The sequence below is a fragment of the Paenibacillus sp. J22R67 genome (assembly GCF_059692175.1).
The window spans coordinates 88,526-108,230 of record NZ_JCAUAX010000008.1 but is presented as its reverse complement, the minus strand read 5'-3'; the positions used below and the strand labels follow the sequence as shown (position 1 = coordinate 108,230).

The 19,705-nt window shown below is 45.5% G+C and carries 15 protein-coding genes; 14 read left to right on the top strand and 1 reads right to left on the bottom strand.

Annotation, left to right across the window (positions count from 1 at the left end; translation table 11 throughout):
• Positions 1–168: 168 nt before the first annotated feature.
• Positions 169–318, bottom strand: a complete 150-nt coding sequence (locus AC58VC_RS26400) for a hypothetical protein (protein WP_497372947.1) — start codon at positions 316–318, stop codon at positions 169–171.
• Between the two features lie 544 nt (positions 319–862).
• On the opposite strand from AC58VC_RS26400, the gene AC58VC_RS26395 reads away from it, so the two are divergent.
• The 14 genes from AC58VC_RS26395 to AC58VC_RS26330 all read left to right on the top strand — a co-directional run bounded on the left by AC58VC_RS26395 (position 863) and on the right by AC58VC_RS26330 (position 19,652).
• On the top strand, positions 863–1,306 hold the full coding sequence (locus tag AC58VC_RS26395; protein WP_497372945.1) for a MarR family winged helix-turn-helix transcriptional regulator: 444 nt from the start codon (positions 863–865) through the stop codon (positions 1,304–1,306).
• Positions 1,303–1,962, top strand: a complete 660-nt coding sequence (locus tag AC58VC_RS26390) for an HlyD family secretion protein (protein WP_497372943.1) — start codon at positions 1,303–1,305, stop codon at positions 1,960–1,962. Before AC58VC_RS26395 ends, AC58VC_RS26390 begins: the two co-directional genes overlap by 4 nt.
• A gap of 9 nt (positions 1,963–1,971) precedes the next feature.
• Positions 1,972–3,288, top strand: a complete 1,317-nt coding sequence (locus tag AC58VC_RS26385) for an efflux RND transporter periplasmic adaptor subunit (RefSeq protein WP_497372941.1) — start codon at positions 1,972–1,974, stop codon at positions 3,286–3,288.
• A 14-nt stretch (positions 3,289–3,302) separates the two neighbouring features.
• Positions 3,303–4,931: a DHA2 family efflux MFS transporter permease subunit gene (locus tag AC58VC_RS26380; protein WP_497372939.1), complete on the top strand. Its 1,629-nt coding sequence runs from the start codon at positions 3,303–3,305 to the stop codon at positions 4,929–4,931.
• Between the two features lie 24 nt (positions 4,932–4,955).
• Positions 4,956–6,704 carry a hypothetical protein gene (locus AC58VC_RS26375; protein WP_497372937.1) on the top strand — a complete coding sequence of 583 codons (1,749 nt, stop codon included), beginning with the start codon at positions 4,956–4,958 and terminating at the stop codon, positions 6,702–6,704.
• A 195-nt stretch (positions 6,705–6,899) separates the two neighbouring features.
• On the top strand, positions 6,900–8,519 hold the full coding sequence (locus tag AC58VC_RS26370) for an extracellular solute-binding protein (RefSeq protein WP_497372935.1): 1,620 nt from the start codon (positions 6,900–6,902) through the stop codon (positions 8,517–8,519).
• Between the two features lie 172 nt (positions 8,520–8,691).
• The gene (locus AC58VC_RS26365; protein ID WP_497373300.1) at positions 8,692–9,546 is read left to right on the top strand and encodes an ABC transporter permease; all 855 of its coding nucleotides are present in this window, start codon (positions 8,692–8,694) and stop codon (positions 9,544–9,546) included.
• A 10-nt stretch (positions 9,547–9,556) separates the two neighbouring features.
• Entirely contained in the window at positions 9,557–10,438 is an 882-nt protein-coding gene (locus AC58VC_RS26360; protein WP_497372933.1) for a carbohydrate ABC transporter permease, read from the top strand.
• 148 nt (positions 10,439–10,586) lie between these two features.
• Complete coding sequence (locus AC58VC_RS26355; RefSeq protein ID WP_497372931.1) at positions 10,587–12,944, top strand: helix-turn-helix domain-containing protein; 2,358 nt, start codon at positions 10,587–10,589, stop codon at positions 12,942–12,944.
• Between the two features lie 37 nt (positions 12,945–12,981).
• Positions 12,982–14,604 carry an extracellular solute-binding protein gene (locus tag AC58VC_RS26350; protein WP_497372929.1) on the top strand — a complete coding sequence of 541 codons (1,623 nt, stop codon included), beginning with the start codon at positions 12,982–12,984 and terminating at the stop codon, positions 14,602–14,604.
• Between the two features lie 118 nt (positions 14,605–14,722).
• Positions 14,723–15,508: a DeoR/GlpR family DNA-binding transcription regulator gene (locus AC58VC_RS26345; RefSeq protein WP_497372927.1), complete on the top strand. Its 786-nt coding sequence runs from the start codon at positions 14,723–14,725 to the stop codon at positions 15,506–15,508.
• A 564-nt stretch (positions 15,509–16,072) separates the two neighbouring features.
• On the top strand, positions 16,073–17,551 hold the full coding sequence (locus AC58VC_RS26340) for a sugar ABC transporter ATP-binding protein (RefSeq protein ID WP_497373298.1): 1,479 nt from the start codon (positions 16,073–16,075) through the stop codon (positions 17,549–17,551).
• A gap of 16 nt (positions 17,552–17,567) precedes the next feature.
• A complete protein-coding gene (locus AC58VC_RS26335) occupies positions 17,568–18,566 on the top strand; it encodes an ABC transporter permease (protein WP_497372925.1) in 999 nt (332 codons plus the stop codon).
• A gap of 81 nt (positions 18,567–18,647) precedes the next feature.
• On the top strand, positions 18,648–19,652 hold the full coding sequence (locus tag AC58VC_RS26330; protein ID WP_497373296.1) for an ABC transporter substrate-binding protein: 1,005 nt from the start codon (positions 18,648–18,650) through the stop codon (positions 19,650–19,652).
• Positions 19,653–19,705 lie beyond the last annotated feature (53 nt).

Sequence of the window (19,705 nt, the reverse complement as noted above, 5' to 3'; positions counted from 1 at the left end):
TCCCATCCGAGAGAGCCTAAAAGGCTGTCTCGTGCCTAAAAGTAGCCACAAACCCGTCAAATCTCCAGCGAGAATGCCAAAAACGCCCTCTCACAACCGCCACCTCCCCCAATCCCATCCGAGAGAGCCTAAAAGGCTGTCTCGTGCCTAAAAGTAGCCACAATCCCGTCAAATCTTCAGCGAGAATGCCAAAAACGCCGTCTCACAACCGCCACCTCCCCCAATCCCAGCCGAGACAGCCCAAAAGGCCGTCTCGTGCCCAAAACTAGCCACAATCCCGCCAAATCTCCAGCGAGAATGCCCAAAACGCCGTCTCACAACCGCCACCTCCTCCAATCCCAGCCGAGAGAGCCCAAAAAGCCGTCTCGTGCCCAAAACTAGCCACAATCTCGCCAAATCTCCAGCGAGAATGCCAAAAACGCCGTCTCACAACCGCCACCTCCCCCAATCCCAGCCGAGACAGCCCAAAAAGCCGTCTCGTACCCCAAAAGTAGCCAGAACCAGTCATCCACCACTTTAGGCATTCGTATTTAAGCACCCACAGTCCCATTAAATTAAGTTTCAGCTTTGATCTATCCCGAACGCTTTGTAATGTGGCACTGGTGGAGGATTTATGAAAACGTTTAATTAAAAATCACTCAAAGCTGATCCTTTGTCAGGCTCATGTTTGATAAACACAATACTTCAAATGTCCATTTATATGATCCCTTCTGCAGCTGAAATGCTTAGGATTTATCTCAATTCTTTGTAATTTAGAAATTACAATTCTACATATATCCAGTTTCATCAAAGCATGGTATGATGTGTGATGTTACAATATTTCGTATACGAATGATTTTTGTATGTAAGAGGGGGGCGCATTTTGGAAGAGGTTAAAGGACTTGTAGCTGAACTTACAAGACTGCATAAAGCACGGGCTTCTTTACTGTATCGAGAACTTCAGCGAGAAGAGCTTACAGGACCTCAGTTATTTATCTTGCGGGAATTGTTCTTGAAGGAACCAAGAAAGCTTGGTGATCTGGCCAAGTCTGTTCAACTCAGTAATAGCACCGTATCTGGTATTGTAGACCGGCTGGAACGTAATGGGATGGTGCAGCGAAATAGAGATGAGCAAGATCGCAGGGTGGTCTGGATTGGTACGACAGATTTCTGCCAACAGATGAAGAAATCGAAGGTTGAGACAATGAACAATGAGTTTTTTGCAGGTCTAGAGAACGTCTTTACACCGGAGCAGATTGCGACTTGCAGAGAAGTGGTTGGTACACTGATTAAACATTTGGAGAAAAAGCTGGAGGGAACGGAATGAAACGTAAATTAATTTTAATTATTATTCTGGCTGTTATTGTAATTAGCGGAGCCTATATCGGCGGTTATTACTGGTATCAGGGCGCTAACTACGTTGCGACGGACAACGCCCGTATCTCTGGGGATATCTATCGTGTCATGCCTCGAATTGCCGGCAAAATTAATACGCTTGGCATTAAAATGGGGGATACGGTTGTGGCGGATCAAATCGTTGGGCAGCAGGATATTACGAACTTATCAAATAGTTTATTAGATCAAGCGTCATTACGCTCTCCAATAAGTGGAACAGTCATTCAAACTTCTGCCAAGGTTGGCGAAGTGGTGGCCCCTGGGCAGTCAGTAGCGATGATTGTGGATAAAAATGCCCTATTCGTATCCGCAGATATTGACGAGACGAAGATCAAAAAAGTTCATGTGGGGCAGCTAGTAACCTTTGATGTCGATACATATGGCAAAACAGAATTCCAAGGAAAAATCTTGGAGATTGGTCAGGCAACAGCTTCTACGTTCTCCTTGCTTCCAACTACAAGTTCAAGCGGAAATTTCACCAAAGTAACACAACGCATGAGTGTAAAGATTTCTATAGACGATCATAAGGGATTGGATCTAGCACCGGGAATGAATGCTGCGATCAAAATCCATATCAAAGGGGAGTAAGGATTGCCCATGAAAAAACATCTTAACGTCGTTATATCTTTAAGTGTTCTAGCCGGTTCCATGATACTTGCGAGCGGCTGCACTTCCTCGTCGACTAGCGCAGCACAATCAACCGTGCCTTCTGTTAAAGTGATTACAATCAACAGTGCAAATGCCGTCGGAGCTAGCGGTAAATTAGCATCGGATCAAACCGTTCAAGTCGTGTCCAAAATCGGTGGTAAAATTGCCACTGTTTCCGTAGAAGAAGGCGCAAAAGTGAAAAAGGGCGATGTGCTTGTGCAGTTAGATACGGAAGATTTGCTCCAGCAGTTGGATCAAGCGCAAGCAGGACTGACGGCTTCGCAAGCCAAACTTGCTGATACAGAAGCGGGTGCCCGTTCGCAGGATGTGCAGGCGGCAGCATCAGGTGTTGAGCAAGCCAAAGCGGCTGTTAATCAAGCCAAAGCTGGTGTATCACAAGCGCAGGCGGCTTATGATCTTGTGACCAAAGGATACAATCATGCGAAGAATTTCTACGATCAAGGCGATGTTACTTCGGACGAATTGGATAAAGTAACGCTTGATTTTGAAAAAGCGAAGGCAGCTAATGATTCCGCTCTTTCACAACAACAAGCAGCGAATGCGCAATTGTCTGCGGCCGAAGCGAAGCTAGGCTTGCTTAGAGAAGGTGCAACGGCAAATACGTTAGAACAATTAAAAGCCGATGTAACCGCCAAACAAGCAGCTCTGAATCTCGTTCAGATCGCTGTGAAAAATGCGGGAGTCGTGTCTCCCATCGATGGCGTCATTGTTAAAAAGAACATCAATGCAGGCGAAATGGCGCAAGCTGGCGCTGCTTTATTGACCGTTGTAAATATGGATAAAGTGAAAGTGGAAGTTAGCGTGCCTGAAGGAATGATTAATTCGATCAAGCAAGGAGCCAAAGGAAACGTTATTGTTCCTAGTGTTCCAGGTAAAACGTTCGAAGGAACAGTTTCCTTTGTAAGCCCGGTTTCTGACACGAATAATAATACATTTCCAGTTAAGCTGACGGTAAACAACCCAGATGGAACCTTACATGCAGGTGCTGTAGCCAGTGTCGACTTCGGAGGCAGCAGCAGTGAAACTCGCGTTGAAGTGCCTAAAGTTGCGCTTATTCAAAAAGACGGCAAATCCGTCGCCTTCAAACTGAGCGGTGACGCTGTCCAATCCGTTGTGCTGCAGACCGAAGATAAGAACCAAGACTGGGTATATCTCAAAGGAGACTCGGCTCTGAAACCGGGAGATAAAATCGTCTTGAACCCAGGTGACAAGCTGACAGACGGAGCCAAGGTTCATGCCGAGTAAAGGAGGCTGCTACAATGTCAACAACAACGGCAGATACAGCTACTCCGGCAGTTGAGCAACAAGAGGAGAAAATTACAGTCTACCAGTGGTTAGCGCTGTTAGTACTCATTCTAGGCACATTTCTAGCCATTTTGGACAATAGTTTAATGAACGTTGCGATACCAAAACTCATGGCTGTATTCGGTTCCACATCTACGGAAATTGAATGGGTTGTCACGGGCTATATGCTCGCTTCAGCGGTTGTTGTTCCTATGGGGGGCTTTCTAGCGGACCGATTTGGTTATAAAACAACGTTTCTATCAACGGTGACAGCTTTTATCATCGGCTCCGTATTATGTGGGATCGCATGGAGCGACACGAGTCTTACTATTTTCCGAATTATTCAAGGACTTGGCGGCGGTTTTATTATGCCAGTCGGTATGGCCATGCTCTACCAGATCATGCCTCGCAGCAAAATCCAAGTTGCCATGGGGATCTGGGGGATTGCAGCGATGGCTGCGCCTGCGATGGGGCCAACCTTAAGCGGATATTTAATTGATAATTTTAGCTGGCGATATTTATTTTACATCAACGTTCCCATTGGTATTATTGCCGTAGGTCTTGGTTTGATTATCCTGAAAGAGACACCGAAACGTGCAGGACTGAAATTCGATTATGTCGGCAGTATCTTGTGTATGATTGTTTTCAGCACACTGCTATTGGCATTAACGGATGGCCAAGTGGAAGGTTGGACTTCTTTCTATATCGTGGGTTTGTTCTTCATCTCTATTTCAAGTTTTATCCTATTAATTTACATCGAGCTTGGTAAAGACAATCCGATTATGGATTTTCGATTGTTCAAAAACTCTGTGTTTACGTTAAGCTTGGCAGCCTCAAGTTTCGTTATGATTTCCATGCAGGGTGGGATCTACATGATGCCGATTTTTCTGCAAAATGTTACAGGGTTGACACCTATGCAAACAGGGCTCGTCATGATGCCGCAATCGATCGCGATGGCTTTCATGATGCCCGTTGCAGGAAAGCTTGTTTCCAAATATGGGGTCGTGCCACTTAGTATCTTAGGTTTGGCTATTATTGGCTTCACAACCTTAGAAATGCATGTGCTTTCCCAGCAAACGTCTACACATTGGATCAGCGGTTTGCTCGTTATCCGAGGAATTGGTATTGGTCTGTGCATGATGCCATTATCTTCGGCTGGGATGAATACGCTGCCTAACCATTTGATTGGCAGGGCTTCCTCCGTATCCAACGTTGTGCGTAACGTCATGGCATCGCTTGGTATTGCCTTGCTGACTAGTATTATGAATAACAAATCAACGCAGTTCGGAGTAAGATTCAATGAATCCATTTCTACGAGTACACCTGCGTTTGCTGATTTTCAGACAAATGTCGTTAATCGTTACTTAGAACTCGGAACGGACGCAAGTTCTGCTTCCGGTGGTGTTATCGGCGTTTTATTCGGGCTCGTACAAAAAGAGGCTTTAACAAGAGCCATAGCTGACACCTTAATGGTATCTGCGGTTCCGGCTTTCATTGCGATCGTTTTGGTCATTTTTATGCGGAAGAGAAAGAAAAGTCAGGCGGCCGAGCAGCAAGCTACCAAAGATTCTGATGCTCAGCACCATGTGATGATTGAAATGTAAAACGCTTAGGAGGAACGAAAAAAAATGAAAATTCAATTCAAACAAGTAGCTATGACGCTCGTTCTGTCATCGGCTTTGCTGATGTCGGGACTTCCAGCGCTAGCAGAAGGAACGGATGCTACGGTTGCTCAAACAGCAGCAGCTCCGGTCTACAAGATAAGCGATAACCTTCAAGTTGCAATCGAAGGTGTCTCTAGCGAGAAAACAGCAAGCGGAGTGCGTCTCGGTTCTGTCATTAGAATCATAAACACGAGTAATCAGACCCTTCGCATTCCCGACTATGAGCTTAAAGTAAAAACGACGGATGGTACCGTGTATACCTTGCGCCCAAGCAGCAGCAATGCACACGGGGTGCAGCCGGAGTCAGAAGTCGAATTGACGTATTTGAAAGTCATTAACCGTCAAACAGAAGTGGATCTAAGCGATCTATCGCTGATTGATGTTAACTATGATGTGTATCCGAAACAGGAAACGATTCTATTTTCTGCTCCAATCGACGGGTTGGTATGGAACGGAAATCGTGGAGGGTTTAAAAAGGCTCCAACGTCCATCAAGTGGGGAGAAACGTTCAGCATCCCAACTGTGGCATCACCCCTGCAGTACAAAACGGTAGATGTAACCAAAAGCAACAGCAATGATGGCGTTGTGTATGTTGTGAAGCTTCTGGTAACCAATCCGAACGATCAATCCGAAACATTGCCAGCAATTGAATTGGATGGCAAGTCCAAAACGAATCTGTATACAGGCAAACAGGTTGAAGCGGATCCTGTTGTGTTAGATGCAGGTCAGAGTAAATATGTACATTATGCGATTAGCGCTGATATGGATACCGTACTGGACAGCATCAATGTCCTTACATCCGAAAGCTTTACGCAAGCTGATGCAGCAGGTAATGTAAAAACCTCTGCATTCACAATCGGGAAGCTGAATGTTGAGATGCCAGGTACTGCAGGTGCCATTGGCAGTTATACTTTCGGAACGCCGATTGCTTTTGAAAAGTGGAATGACGTTATTAATCAGGATCTTGATGTAGCTTTGGTAGAGCTGCATGTGACGGATAACAAAGACCAAGGCAGCAAAGTCGCTTTTGCTAAATTTACATTGACCAACAAGGGGGTAAGTGACATTCCTGTCCCAGCTTTCCAAACGATGTTGTCGAGCTCAACTGGTTATGATTACACAGGTTCCAGACAAAATGATGCTCAGAAGTCTATCGCGCCTGGAACTTCAACGGTTGTCAGTTATGCATTTGTTCTGCCAGTGTCTGAGACAAGTGATAAATTCACGATGAAAGTGCAGAATGAAATCAATGGACAAGCGGACGGAGAAACCAAACCAACGTTCAAGTCAACGATTGCCTCTTATCAGGTAGCTGTACAGGAGCCAGAAGATAGACACGAAATCTCCTTGTATCCCTATAAGGTTAATCTGAAAGACTATATGTTGTCACAAATCACGTCCCCTGGACAAACGATAGCTATCAATTACACCTATAAATTACAGCTGTATATGGATCTCATTCGTGATCCTAAAGTGTTGGTAGACAATAACTTCTCCAAATTGAAATTTGAGTTGGTAGATCGTTCTGGAACTATTTTGGGTTCTAAAATCTTCCCATTCACTGGCACGGATCGTTTAGTTAATGGCAAACAAACGTTAACCTTCAGCAACTTAACGACGGACCAAATTCAAAATAATGTATTAGTTAATGTGTATGAAGTGTTGAACACACCTTCAGGCGAAGTAGATCGACTAATTGCAGAGTTGAAATAAATGATGGGTGACCCTTACTTTTGTAAGGGTCTTTTTTTATTTTTGCGAAATCGCCAATTGTTTTGGAGAAATCATCAATGATCCTACCGAAAATCATCATGCGTTTTCTCATTTTACGCATAGGAACGGACTCCCCCTTCCATTAGGCTTAAGGAAGAGATGCATCTCACCATAACCATAATGGAGGGTCAATGAATGAAGAAAATGTTAGCTTCAACAATGACCGTCATGTTGATGAGCACAATGATCGCCTGCTCTTCTCAGACGGAAACTACGCCGCAGACCAATGAGACGAAATCACCTGGGGCGGCAACTGCCACCACATATCCAATCAAAACGGATAAAACACTTACTTATTGGGGTGAGTTAACAGGTAACCTAACGGGGGTGAAAACATCTCATAATGATGTGCCTTTCTTCCAGGATTGGCAAAAGAAAACAGGCGTACCGCTGAAATTCACGGCGCCACCAACAGGTCAGACGAAAGAGGCGCTTAACGTTATGCTGGCGTCCGGAGATTTGCCGGATATGATCGAGTACAATTTCCTGAGTGATTTCCCAGGTGGGCCTGAGAAAGCGATTAAGGACGGTTACATTCTCAAATTGAATGATTTGATCGATCAATACGCGCCGAATTTGAAGAAATACTTAAAGGAACACCCGGAAATTGACAAAATGGTCAAAACGGATAACGGCAGCTATTATGCGTTTCCTTTCATAAGAGGGGATGAGTATCTCCAAGTTTTCCAAGGTCCGATTATTCGGAAGGACTGGCTGGACGAGCTGGGACTTCCTGTACCGGAAACGATTGATGAATGGACGACGACGCTCAAAGCGTTCAAAGAGAAGAAAGGAGCAGCGGCACCGCTTTCTTTCATTTCCAAGCCGCGTTTCTTCAATGAATCTTATAACGGCGCATTCCTGGGCGCTTTTGGCATTAATCGCGGTTTCTATTTAGAGAATGGCGACATTAAATTCGGACCTGCAGAGAAAGGGTTCAAAGAGTATTTGAGCTTGTTCAATAGTTGGTACAAAGACGGTCTTTTGGATAAAAATATTGCCACGGTTGATACGAAGGCGTTGGATGGCAGCTTCGCTTCAGGCGGAACTGGCGCAAGTATCGGCAACGCAGGCGGCGGGATCGGGAAATGGCAGCCGCTTGTTCAAGGGAAAGATCCGAAGGCGCAATTGGTCGCAGCGCCGTATCCGGTGCTGAAAAAAGGCGATTTGCCGAAATTCGGCCAAAAGGATAGACCTTACTCTTCCGGAGGTATCGTAGCGATTACTTCCAAAGCGAAAGATCCTGAGTTAGCTACAAGGTTGCTGGATTATGGCTACAGCGAGGAAGGCCGCATGTTCTTCAACTTCGGAACGGAAGGCGTAAGTTACAAGATGGAGAGCGGATACCCGAAATATACGGATTTGTTAATGAAAAATCCAGATAAATTAGCTCCTGCGCAGGCGATGTCCATGTACGTACGCGGCAGCTATAATGGTCCATTTATCCAAGATAAACGGTATGCTGAGCAGTTCTTTACGATGCCTACGCAGCGTGAAGCCGTGGACATTTGGAAGAAAACGGACGCTGACAAATACAGCTTGCCGCCGCTGACACCAACACCGGAAGAGAGCTCGGAATACGCGAAAATCATGAACGACATCAACACATTGGTCGATGAGATGACGCTCAAAATCATTTTAGGCAACGAACCCGTTAGTCAGTATGAAAGTTATATTGCCAAAATGAAGTCGCTAAACCTGGATCGCGCAATCGCGATTCAAAAAGCAGCGCTTGAACGCTACAACAAGCGGTAAGCATGGGAATACAGATAGGGAGGGCTTCTAGCAGCCCTCTCTCCTACTTTGAATTGGGGTGAGGATGAAGGTGGAGAATGCCAGACCGCTTGAGAAAGCGCAGCTTGCCAGGAAGAAAGTGGACGTTAACCGTTATGTCCGCGACTTCATTTTAAACAAATATTTATATCTGATGATGGTACCCGTTCTTGCTTATTATCTCATTTTCCACTATGCACCGATGTATGGAGCCTTGATCGCATTTAAAGAATATTCACCAATGAAAGGGATACTGGGTAGTCCCTGGATCGGATTTAAGCATTTCCAAGACTTTTTTGGCAGCTATTATTTCTGGCGTATTTTGAAAAATACGATCGTAATTTCCTTGTACTCCCTAGTGTTTGAATTCCCGGCGCCGATCATTTTGGCTCTGCTTATCAATGAAGTGCGCAGCAGAATGTTTAAGCGGGTAGCCCAAACGATCACGTACATGCCGTATTTTATCTCGATGGTCGTTATTTGCGGGATTATTACCGATTTTACGAATGCAGATGGGGTTATTAATAAAATAATGATGGTGTTCGGTTATGACGGACAAGCGATGCTGCAGAAGCCGGAGTTATTCCGTCCTATCTACATTCTGTCGGAAATTTGGCAGCGAATTGGCTGGGAGTCCATCATTTATATTGCTGCATTAATGGGAATTGACCAGGAGCAATATGAGGCGGCTCGGATGGACGGGGCTAGCAGATGGAAGCAAATTATTTATATTACGCTGCCGGGCATTATGCCGACCATTGCCATTATGTTTATTTTGCGGATGGGGAACTTGCTGAATGTAGGGTTTGAGAAAATTATTCTGCTATATAACCCTGTAACTTATGAAACCGCAGACGTGATCTCGTCTTTCGTCTATCGTAAAGGACTCTTGGAGTTCGGATGGAGCTACAGCTCAGCCGTTGGTTTATTTAACTCGGTCATCAACCTGATCCTCTTGATTACAGCGAATTATATTAGCCGCAAAGTTAACGAAAGCAGTCTATGGTGAGGTGAAGGTTATGACAAAACAATCTAGCATACTTGAGAAATTGTTCGATGCCGTTATTTATTTAATCCTGATCGCGCTAGTCATTGTAACCTTATATCCGCTGCTTTACGTGCTTTTTGCCTCGTTAAGCGATGCGGGGCGATTAGTTGCGCACAAAGGGATTTTGTTCAAATCACTTGGTTTTAGCTTGGAAGCGTACAAAGGTGTCATGAAAAATCCAGGCATTCTTATTGGTTACCGGAATACGTTGTTCATCGTTGTCGCTGGCGTTACGGTGAATTTGCTAATGACAGCGCTTGGAGCATATGTGCTTTCTCGTAAAAATGTCATCTGGAACAAAGCGTTCATGCTCATTATTGTGTTCACGATGTTTTTCCATGGAGGCTTAATTCCCTTATATCTAGTTGTCAAAAATGTGGGTCTGCTTGATTCCCTATGGGCGACAATCATTCCTTTCTCCATCGGTACGTTCAATCTGATCATTATGCGTACAGCATTCATGTCCATCCCGGACAGCTTGGAGGAATCGGCCAAAATCGATGGCGCGAACCATTTTACAATTTTGTTCCGAATCATTATTCCGCTTTCCATGCCAGTCATTGCCGTTATGATCCTGTATTATGCGGTGGATAAATGGAATGGTTGGTTCTACGCTTCGGTGTTTATCAAAAGCCGAGATCTGTTCCCGCTGCAGCTAGTCCTCCGCGAAATTCTGATCGCGAATTCAACGGACGGGATGTCCGTCGGTGCGGATGCAGGCGATCGTCACCAAATTGGAGAAACCATTAAATATGCAACGATTATTGTTGCGACTTTGCCGGTGCTTTGCCTTTATCCATTTGTGCAACGTTTCTTCGTCAAAGGGGTTATGGTTGGTTCTTTGAAGGGATAAAACCGTTAAAATCCGGTCCAAATAGAGCTTTTGTCAATCGAATTTGTCATTTTGGACATTCCTCCTCTTGTATATAAAGGTATAATATAGGGAAGTGGAGACGATCCCTTCAGTCCTGTATCGATCATCCAATGGGAGGAGGTCCATATTGAACATCGGTTTTTTATGGCGAAAACGAAAAAGTATTATTTTTACGTGGATGATCTCCTATAGCGCTGTTTTGTTCATCCCAATGATGATGAGCTTAATCATTTATTCGCAATCCAGCAACGCGTTAAAAAGCGAGATTCACCGGGCCAATGACTCTTTACTCAAACAAGTGCGCTATACCATCGATGCACAGATCGATTTAATGAAACGATTAAATATGGAGATCACATGGAATGCGAAGCTGCAATCCTTGATGTATTCCAACATCCGTCAGAGTGACGATCAATTCCTTGCTTTTCAATTAGTGAAAGAATTTCGGATGTACCAGACCTCCTATGCGATGATTGACGAATTCTATGTGACTTGGGATCAGACGTCCTCGATTCTTCGGCCTGGTAATGTCCGTGATATGAAAACAGCGTTCGATACCATACATAATACAGGCACGCTCAGGTACGAGCAGTGGCTGGATACGATTAACAATGCTGCGAACAATCAGTTTCTCTTGCTGCCGCATACAGATGCGGAAAGTCCGCAAACCTCCATTGCGTATATTGCGCACCTGCCCAAAGACCTGAACGGGAAACAAACGGGGACCGTCGTTGTAATGGCGGATTTGGAGCGATTCCAGAAGGCGATGGAAACGATTTCTGGTTTTAGCGGGGGGCAAATTTTAATACTTAACCATGACAATCAAGTTCTGCTTTCCAATTTACCTGTGTCAGTCAATACGAACCTGATTCTGGAACAAGCGTTAGATCCGGATCATGTGGCGTATTCGCCGGCAAAAAACGGGGATTCAGAACTCTTTTATATGCAATCGGCGGTATCTGATTTAAAATATGTGCTGGTTATTCCCAGTGGAATTTATTGGGAGAAGGCGGAATATGTTCGCAACTTCACCTACGTTAGTATTCTCATTTCGCTCATTGGAGCTGGTGTGTTAACCTGGTTTTTCATGCGCCGCAACTATTCGCCGATTCAACGGCTGGTACAGTCGCTCTCGGACAAGCATTCCACTGAGGAGCGGACAGATGGGAATGAGCTGAGCTTCATTCAGCGAGTTATCTCCGATACCCGCAGTGAAAAGGATCAGATTGAGCTGCAATGGCAATCACACCAATATGTCCTGCGTTCCAATATGATGAACCGGCTTCTGAAAGGGAAGATCGATACCCTTATCTCCTATGAGGAAGCGTTTAAATCTTTTGATATGGAACTTATATCGAATGAATTTGCAGTTATTTTATTTGCTGTTGAAAATAATGATAAACTTTCGTCCAATTTGCCGGGGATGGATATGAATGAAAGGCGGAAGCTGATTCAGTTCATTATTACCAACGTGGTTGAAGAGCTAGTCGGACATCGCCATCATGCCGGTTATGTCGCGGAAGTTGACGATATGATGGTTTGTTTAGTCAATTTTACCGAAAATGAGGCCGCTGAGCGGAAGGAAGATCTGAGCTGGATCGCCTCTGAAGCCCAGAGATTTCTGCTGCGGTTTCACATGGACTTGACCATTTCAATCGGAGGCATTCATTCCACTCTCTTCGGTGTGGCGCAGGCTTATCGTGAAGCACTGGATGCGATGGAATACAAGATGGTGCGAGGGAAAAGTGAGATCATTACGTATGATGAAATCCGGATCGATTCCGCAGATAAGCTTCAACTAGGTTATTATTATCCACTGCAGGTGGAACAGCAAATTATTAATTTGATCAAAATTGGCGATTATGACTCGGCTTCTGCGAGCATGAGCGAGATCATGGAGCGGAATTTCAATAAACCACTTGTGTCGCTGACACTGGCTAGATGTTTAATTTTCAATCTTGTGGGTACGATGGTGAAAGCGATTAATGAACTTGGGGACGGCGATAGTCGATTGCTGGGTGATAATCCATTATGGATGGATTCCATTATTGCATGCGACACGATTCTCGAAATGCAGCAGGAGCTGCTTGCTTTGCTCAAAGAAGTGTGTGCGCATGCTGCGGCAAAAATGGGATCGAACTCAAGCAAAGAACGCGCAGAGACGCTGCGTGAGCTGATTGCGAATGTCACCCGCTATATTGAGGATCATTACCAAGATGCTAATCTGAATGTCAATACAATCGGCGAACGCTTCGAGCTCAAGGGGAGTTACGTATCGAAGTTGTTCAAGGATGGAACCGGCGAAGGTTTGCTGGATTACATTACGAAATTCCGAATTCAACAGGCTAAGCGAATGATTGGCTACAAGCAGGACTCGATCTCCGAGATTGCCAAGAGCGTCGGCTACAATGAAGTGGCGACTTTCATTCGTGTTTTCAAAAAATATGAGGGGATCACGCCTGGGAAATACAAAGAGATGCACTGATCTGCTTGGTAGATCCCAGCTGATGGAGGATGACTAGATGAGAATGCATAGAAAAATACTCTTCCTGAACATGGTGATCAACGCCCTCGTGCTAACGGCCTGTTCAGCGGCGTTTCCCACTGCGACGCCGGGTGGACATACAACACAAGAAGAGGCAGCTCAGGAAGAGGGGCAACCTGATGCGCCTAAGACAACATTAACGTATTGGGCGGAGCTTAACGGCAACGCCGCAAGCGTAAAGCCGAATACGCAGGATATTCCATTTTTCCAAGAATGGCAAAAAAGAACGGAAGTCCGGCTCAAATTTATCCAGCCGCCAGCCAATCAGGCCAAAGAAGCGATGAATGTGCTTCTGGCGTCCGGGGATTTGCCGGACATGATGGAATATGAATGGGATAGCCATCCCGGCGGCCCCGAAAAGGCGATTAGTGATGGATATATAATGAGATTGAACGAACTCATTGATAACTACGCGCCAAATCTCAAGAAATATTTAGCGGAGCATCCGGATGTAGACAAGCAGGTCAAAACCGACAATGGCAGCTATTATGTATTTCCGTTCATTCGTGGAGATGAACTGCTGCGCACGTTTCAAGGTCCGATTATCCGCAAGGATTGGCTCGACGAGCTGGGCCTACAGACCCCGACGACCATCGATGAGTGGTATACGGTGTTGAAGGCTTTTAAAGAGAAGAAAGGCGTCGAGGCTCCCTTAACATTTCTGGGTGTTCCGAATCCGTTATTCGGCATTGAAGGCGGTGCTTTTGTTGGCGCTTTTGGGGTCAAGAAAGGTTTCTACCTGGATCAGGGTCAAGTGAAATTCGGCGCCATGGAGCAAGGGTACAAACAATTTCTCGCAACGTTCCACAAATGGTATGCAGAAGGGTTGCTGGATATCAATATAGCTACCGTGGATACCAAAACGATGGATTCGAATATGATTAGTGGACGAAGCGGCGCAACGGTCTGGAATGCTGGCGCAGGGATCGGAAAATGGCAGCCTATCGTGCAAGAGAAGGAACAAGGTGTCATGTTCGCCGCCGCGCCTTACCCGGTTTTGAAAAAAGGCGACAAACCGGAATTCGGACAGCGCAGTTATGCGTATGTGGGAACAGGCGGAGTAGCGATTTCGAGTAAAAGCAAACACGCAAAAGAGGCCGCCAAGCTTCTTGATTACGGGTACAGCGAGGAAGGACATATGCTGTTTAATTTCGGTATCGAGGGAACCAGCTATACCATGAAAGACGATTATCCGACGTACTCTGATTTCGTTTTGCGCAACGGAGATAAACTGGCTCCGTCTCAGGCGCTAGCGATGTATACGCGGGCCAGCTATTTTGGGCCTTTTGTTCAAGATATTCGGTATATGGAGCAATACTATACCTTACCTCAGCAGAGGACAGCTATTCTGGATTGGTCGAATACGAATGTTGACCAACATATGATGCCGCAAATTCCGAGAACGGAGCTGGAAAGCGCGGAACTTTCCTCCATTATGAACGATGTCACAACGCTAGTTGATGAGATGTCTTTGAAAATTATACTTGGGGTAGAGTCTGTGGAAGCTTTTGATAGTTATGTGAGTAAAATGAAGTCGTCCAAAATAGATCGTGCGATACAGATCCAAAAGCTAGCTATTGATCGATATGAACAGCGTTAAGTAAGAATTGGGGTTAACGCTTACCCTTCCTGTTATTTTTTTAAATACAGATAGGCAAACGATTCGTAAAGCCATATAATTAGAAGGACAATCAAAGTTATTCAGGAGGAAGGGAATCATGTCATTAATCGGAGAAGAACGCAAAGACTATATACTAAACCTGCTTAACCTTGAGGGTAAAGTAAAAACAACAGACTTGGTTGATAATCTGAATGTTTCTTCCGAAACGATTCGCAGATATCTCGAGGAATTGGAAGAAGAAAATAAGTTGAAGCGGGTATATGGCGGTGCCGTCAAAATCAATATCTCCCGTGAGGAACCGTCCCACCTAAAGAGAGAAGTTTTGCATGCAGAAGAAAAACGAATCATTGGTCGTTCAGCGGCTACATTAGTAGAAGATAATGAGGTCATTTTCATCGATGATGGCTCTACGACGCTGCACATTATTGATTATTTGCTAAATAAGAAAAATTTGACAGTACTTACTAATTCAGTTCCTGCTCTTTACTTGCTTATCGATTATAAGAACAAGGAACTGCTCTCTGGAGATATCTTCTTTATCGGAGGGAAAGTAAGCTCATTACAGTCTCGTGTCGTTGGTTCGATGGCTGAAAAAATGATCGAGAACTTTTATGTGGATAAAGCCTTTATTTCGATAGACGGCATTATGCTGGACAAAGGGATCACAGCTTTCGATGAAGATCGCGGGCAATTTGCGAGGAAACTAATTGACCAATCGAAGATTAGCGTTGTGGTAACGGATAGTTCGAAATTTGGACAAGTCCAATTTTATAAAATTGCGGATTTGAACAAGATCGATATTATCGTTAGTAATGTGGACGCTCCGAAAGAGTGGAAGGAACAGTTAGTACAAAAAGATATTACTTGGATTCAAGCGGAATAGAAAATAGGCGATGAAAATCGCTTGGGAAGAGAAGCATCTGAGGGTACGTCCTTAGATGCTTCTTTTTTATCTGCCTCGCGATAAAACCCATTGCTTCACCCATATCCGAGAATCGAGAAAGCCTAAAAGGCCTTTTCAGCGCCGGAAGCGACTCAGATGGCAGCCGAGAAGTCCGAAAAGGCTGTCTCGCGATGAAAACCCATGGCTTCACTCACATCCGAGAATCGAGAATGCCTAAAAGGCCTTTTCAGCGCGGGAAGCGAGTCAGATGACGGCTGAGAAGCCCGAAAAGGCTGTCTCGCGATGAAAACCCATGGCTTCCCCCACATCCGAGAATCAAGAAGGCCTAAAAGGCCTTTTCAGCGCCGGAAGCAACTCAGATGGCAGCTGGCATCCTCATACACCGAATTATCCCCCCCACAATCAATTCTTTCACCCATATATCGGTAATTTTTCGACTTTTTTATGAAAATACTCCACTCTCAATTGAAGCGTTTACAGCTAAGATGAAAACAGTAAACGATATTGAGGTGACTAACAGAAGTGATACATCCACTCGTGCAAATGGCAGGTATTGATAAATATTTCCCAGGGGTACAGGCGCTTTCGAACTGCCAATTTGAATTAACCCCTGGTGAGGTCCATGCCTTGGTTGGTGAGAATGGTGCAGGCAAGTCGACGATGATGAAGATTCTAACCGGCATCTATCAGAAAGACGGCGGACGCCTCCTGTTGAAAGGCAAGGAGGTTCAGATCCCTGATACCAAGACAGCGCAACTACTAGGCATTAGCATCATTCATCAAGAGCTCAATTTAATACCCGATTTGACCATTGCTCAGAATATGTTCATTGGCCGGGAGCCGCGTAAAAAGCTGCGATTTTTATTAGACGAAAAGAAAATGAATGACGACACGAGTGCGCTCCTGGATCAGCTTAACCTAAGCATGGATCCACGTATGAAAATATCGGAGCTTAGTGTGGCCAAACAGCAAATGATTGAGATCGCCAAGGCTTTGTCTTTCAATTCCGAGGTGCTCATCATGGATGAACCAACCGCGGCACTGACGGAAACGGAGATTAACGAATTATTTCGGATGATTGAGAGGCTGCGCCATAACGGTGTAGGCATCGTTTATATTTCCCATCGTATGGAAGAGTTAAGAAGAATAAGCGACCGGATAACGGTCATGCGGGACGGCCATTATATCACCACAGTGAAGACGCAAGATACGTCCATGGATACGATTATTTCGATGATGGTTGGAAGGGAAATCGTTGTTGAGAAACGGCCAAGCCAGCAAACTGGATCGCAGAAAACCGCCTTGCAGGTTAGAAATTTGAGCAGAGGGAGTGCCTTCAAGGATATCAATTTTACCGTGCATGCCGGTGAAATAGTAGGCGTTGCCGGATTGATGGGAGCAGGCCGAACGGAGATGGCACGTGCTATCTTTGGGGCAGACCGTATGGACACTGGCGAAGTCTATGTGGATGGGAAGATAGTGAACATTCGCGGAACCCATGATGCGGTGAAACACGGTATTGGTTATCTCTCCGAAGATCGGAAGCGATATGGGCTTGTTGTGGATATGGAGGTTGGGGCGAACATTGCACTGCCATCCTTGAAGAAATTCCGGAATCGATTCGGATGGATGAAAGACGGGCGCATCGAACAAGTCTCGGGTCAATATGTGGAGTCTTTGAAAATAAAGACGCCAAGTGTTCAGCAGAAAGCTAAGTTTCTGTCAGGAGGTAATCAGCAGAAGGTCGTCATCGGGAAATGGCTGCATCGCGATTGCCAGATTCTCATCTTTGATGAACCGACAAGAGGTATCGATGTGGGGGCCAAATCGGAGATTTATGCGCTGCTCGAGGATTTAGCCAAACAGGGCAAGGCTATTCTGATGATTTCCTCCGAGCTGCCCGAAATTTTGCGTCTAAGCCATCGTGTTCTGGTGATGTGTGAAGGCAGGATAACCGGTGAGCTTCCAGGGGAGCTAGCCACCCAAGAAGAGATTATGAAATTAGCGACAAGCCGCAAGTAAGAAAGGATGGACATCCATGCAATTAAGCAGTTTGAAGTCTTCTAGGCCAATCATTCGAAAAACAGCCGCAACACAGAAGTTGTTAGCTTTCGCCAGCTTAGCGCTATTAGTTGTTATTTTCTCGGTATCTTCCAGCAATTTCTTGCAATTCACGAATATCGTCGGAATTCTCTTATCAACCGCTGTGATCGGTGTCCTGGCGTTAGGCTCAACGTTTGTTATTATTGCTGGCGGCATTGATCTCAGTGTCGGCACGGTCATGACCTTCTCTGCTGTGATGACCGGTGTGTTCATTACGAACTGGCATTTGCCGATTCCCATTGGGATTCTGGCAGGAATTTTAACAGGTATCCTCTGTGGATTGTTCAGCGGATTTGCTGTAGCCAAGATGAATATTCCGCCGTTTATTGCAACGCTGGCTGTCATGATGATGACGAAAGGCCTGTCACTTGTGATTTCGCATGCGAAGCCGATTTATTTCAATGAAACGCCAGCGTTTCGTGAAATCGTGATGGGCACAGCACTGGAGAAAGTGATTCCGGGCTTTGCCGTTCCGAATGCCATTCTGATCTTCTTCGGGCTTGCCATTATTTCAAGCTTGGTGCTGATGAAGACGGTTATTGGACGTTATAACTTTGCATTAGGCAGCAATGAGGAAGCGACGCGATTATCCGGTGTAAACACCCGTTTCTGGAAAATTTCGATCTATGTATTAACTGGTTTGTTTAGCGGAATTGCAGGGGTCATGATCGCCTCGAGATTAGACTCCGCTCAACCGGCGCTTGGCATGGGGTACGAATTGGAAGCCATCGCGGCGGTCGTCATTGGGGGCACTTCGTTAAGCGGCGGCCAGGGATCTATCTTGGGGACTGTAATTGGAGCTTTGATTATGAGTGTGATGACCAATGGTTTAAGGATTTTGTCCGTTCCTCAAGAATGGCAGACGGTAATCGTTGGGATTGTGGTTTTACTTGCGGTGTATGCAGACATTCTGCGTCGGCGTAAGGCGGGGTAATGACCTCCGGTATTCCTTCTTTGTAAGAATTCATATACCAATTTCATGTAAAAGGGAGACGGCAAAATGATAAACAAAATGATAAACAAAATGAGTAAAATGGTCATGACTACCGCTGTATTAACGCTTTCAGTAGCTCTTCTGGCTGCTTGTGGATCAAGCTCAACATCCAGTACAACAACGTCAGCATCTGCCAAACCAGCTTCTTCAAACGCTTCAAAGCCTTACATTCCTGTCATTTCCAAAGGTTTTCAGCACCAGTTCTGGCAAGCAGTGAAGCAAGGAGCAGAGAAGGCTGCCAAGGAATATGACGTGAATATTACTTTCGAAGGTCCGGAAACCGAAGCGCAAGTCGATAAACAGATTGAAATGCTGCAAGCTGCCTTGGATAAAAAGCCTACCGCCATCGCTTTCGCAGCGCTGGACAGCAAAGCGTCCGTCTCGCTGCTGCAGAAAGCGAAATCGGCGAATATCCCGGTTATCGGTTTCGATTCCGGCGTAGACAGTGATATTCCCGTCACGACAGCTGCAACGGATAACAAGAAAGCCGCAGCGCTCGCCGCTGACAAAATGGCGGAGAAGATTGGCGATGCCGGCGAAGTTGCGCTGGTTGTGCATGACCAGACGAGCCGCACCGGCGTTGATCGCCGAGATGGCTTCGTCGATCAAATGAAAGCGAAGCACCCGAACATCAAAATCGTTGATATTCAATACGGCGGCGGCGACCAATTGAAATCAACCGATTTGGCCAAAGCGATCATTCAAGGGCACCCGAACTTGAAAGGTATTTTCGGAGCCAATGAAGGTTCGGCGATTGGTGTCGTCAACGCGGTAACAGAGCTCAAAAACGATAAGCTTGTCATTATCGGCTATGACTCTGGTAAAGCGCAAATTGACGCTATTAAGAGCGGTAAAATGGCTGGAGCAATTACCCAAGATCCGATTGGAATCGGCTATTGGTCCGTCAAAGCGGCGGTCATGGCGAGCAAAGGCGAAAAAGTAGAGAAGACCATAGATACAGGCTTCCATTGGTATGATAAAACGAATATTGACTCCGCTGAAATTAAAGCATTGCTGTATAACTAAGTTTAGATGAGGTTGCTCCTACGCGGGCAGCCTCTTTCTCAAAAAGAAATTCC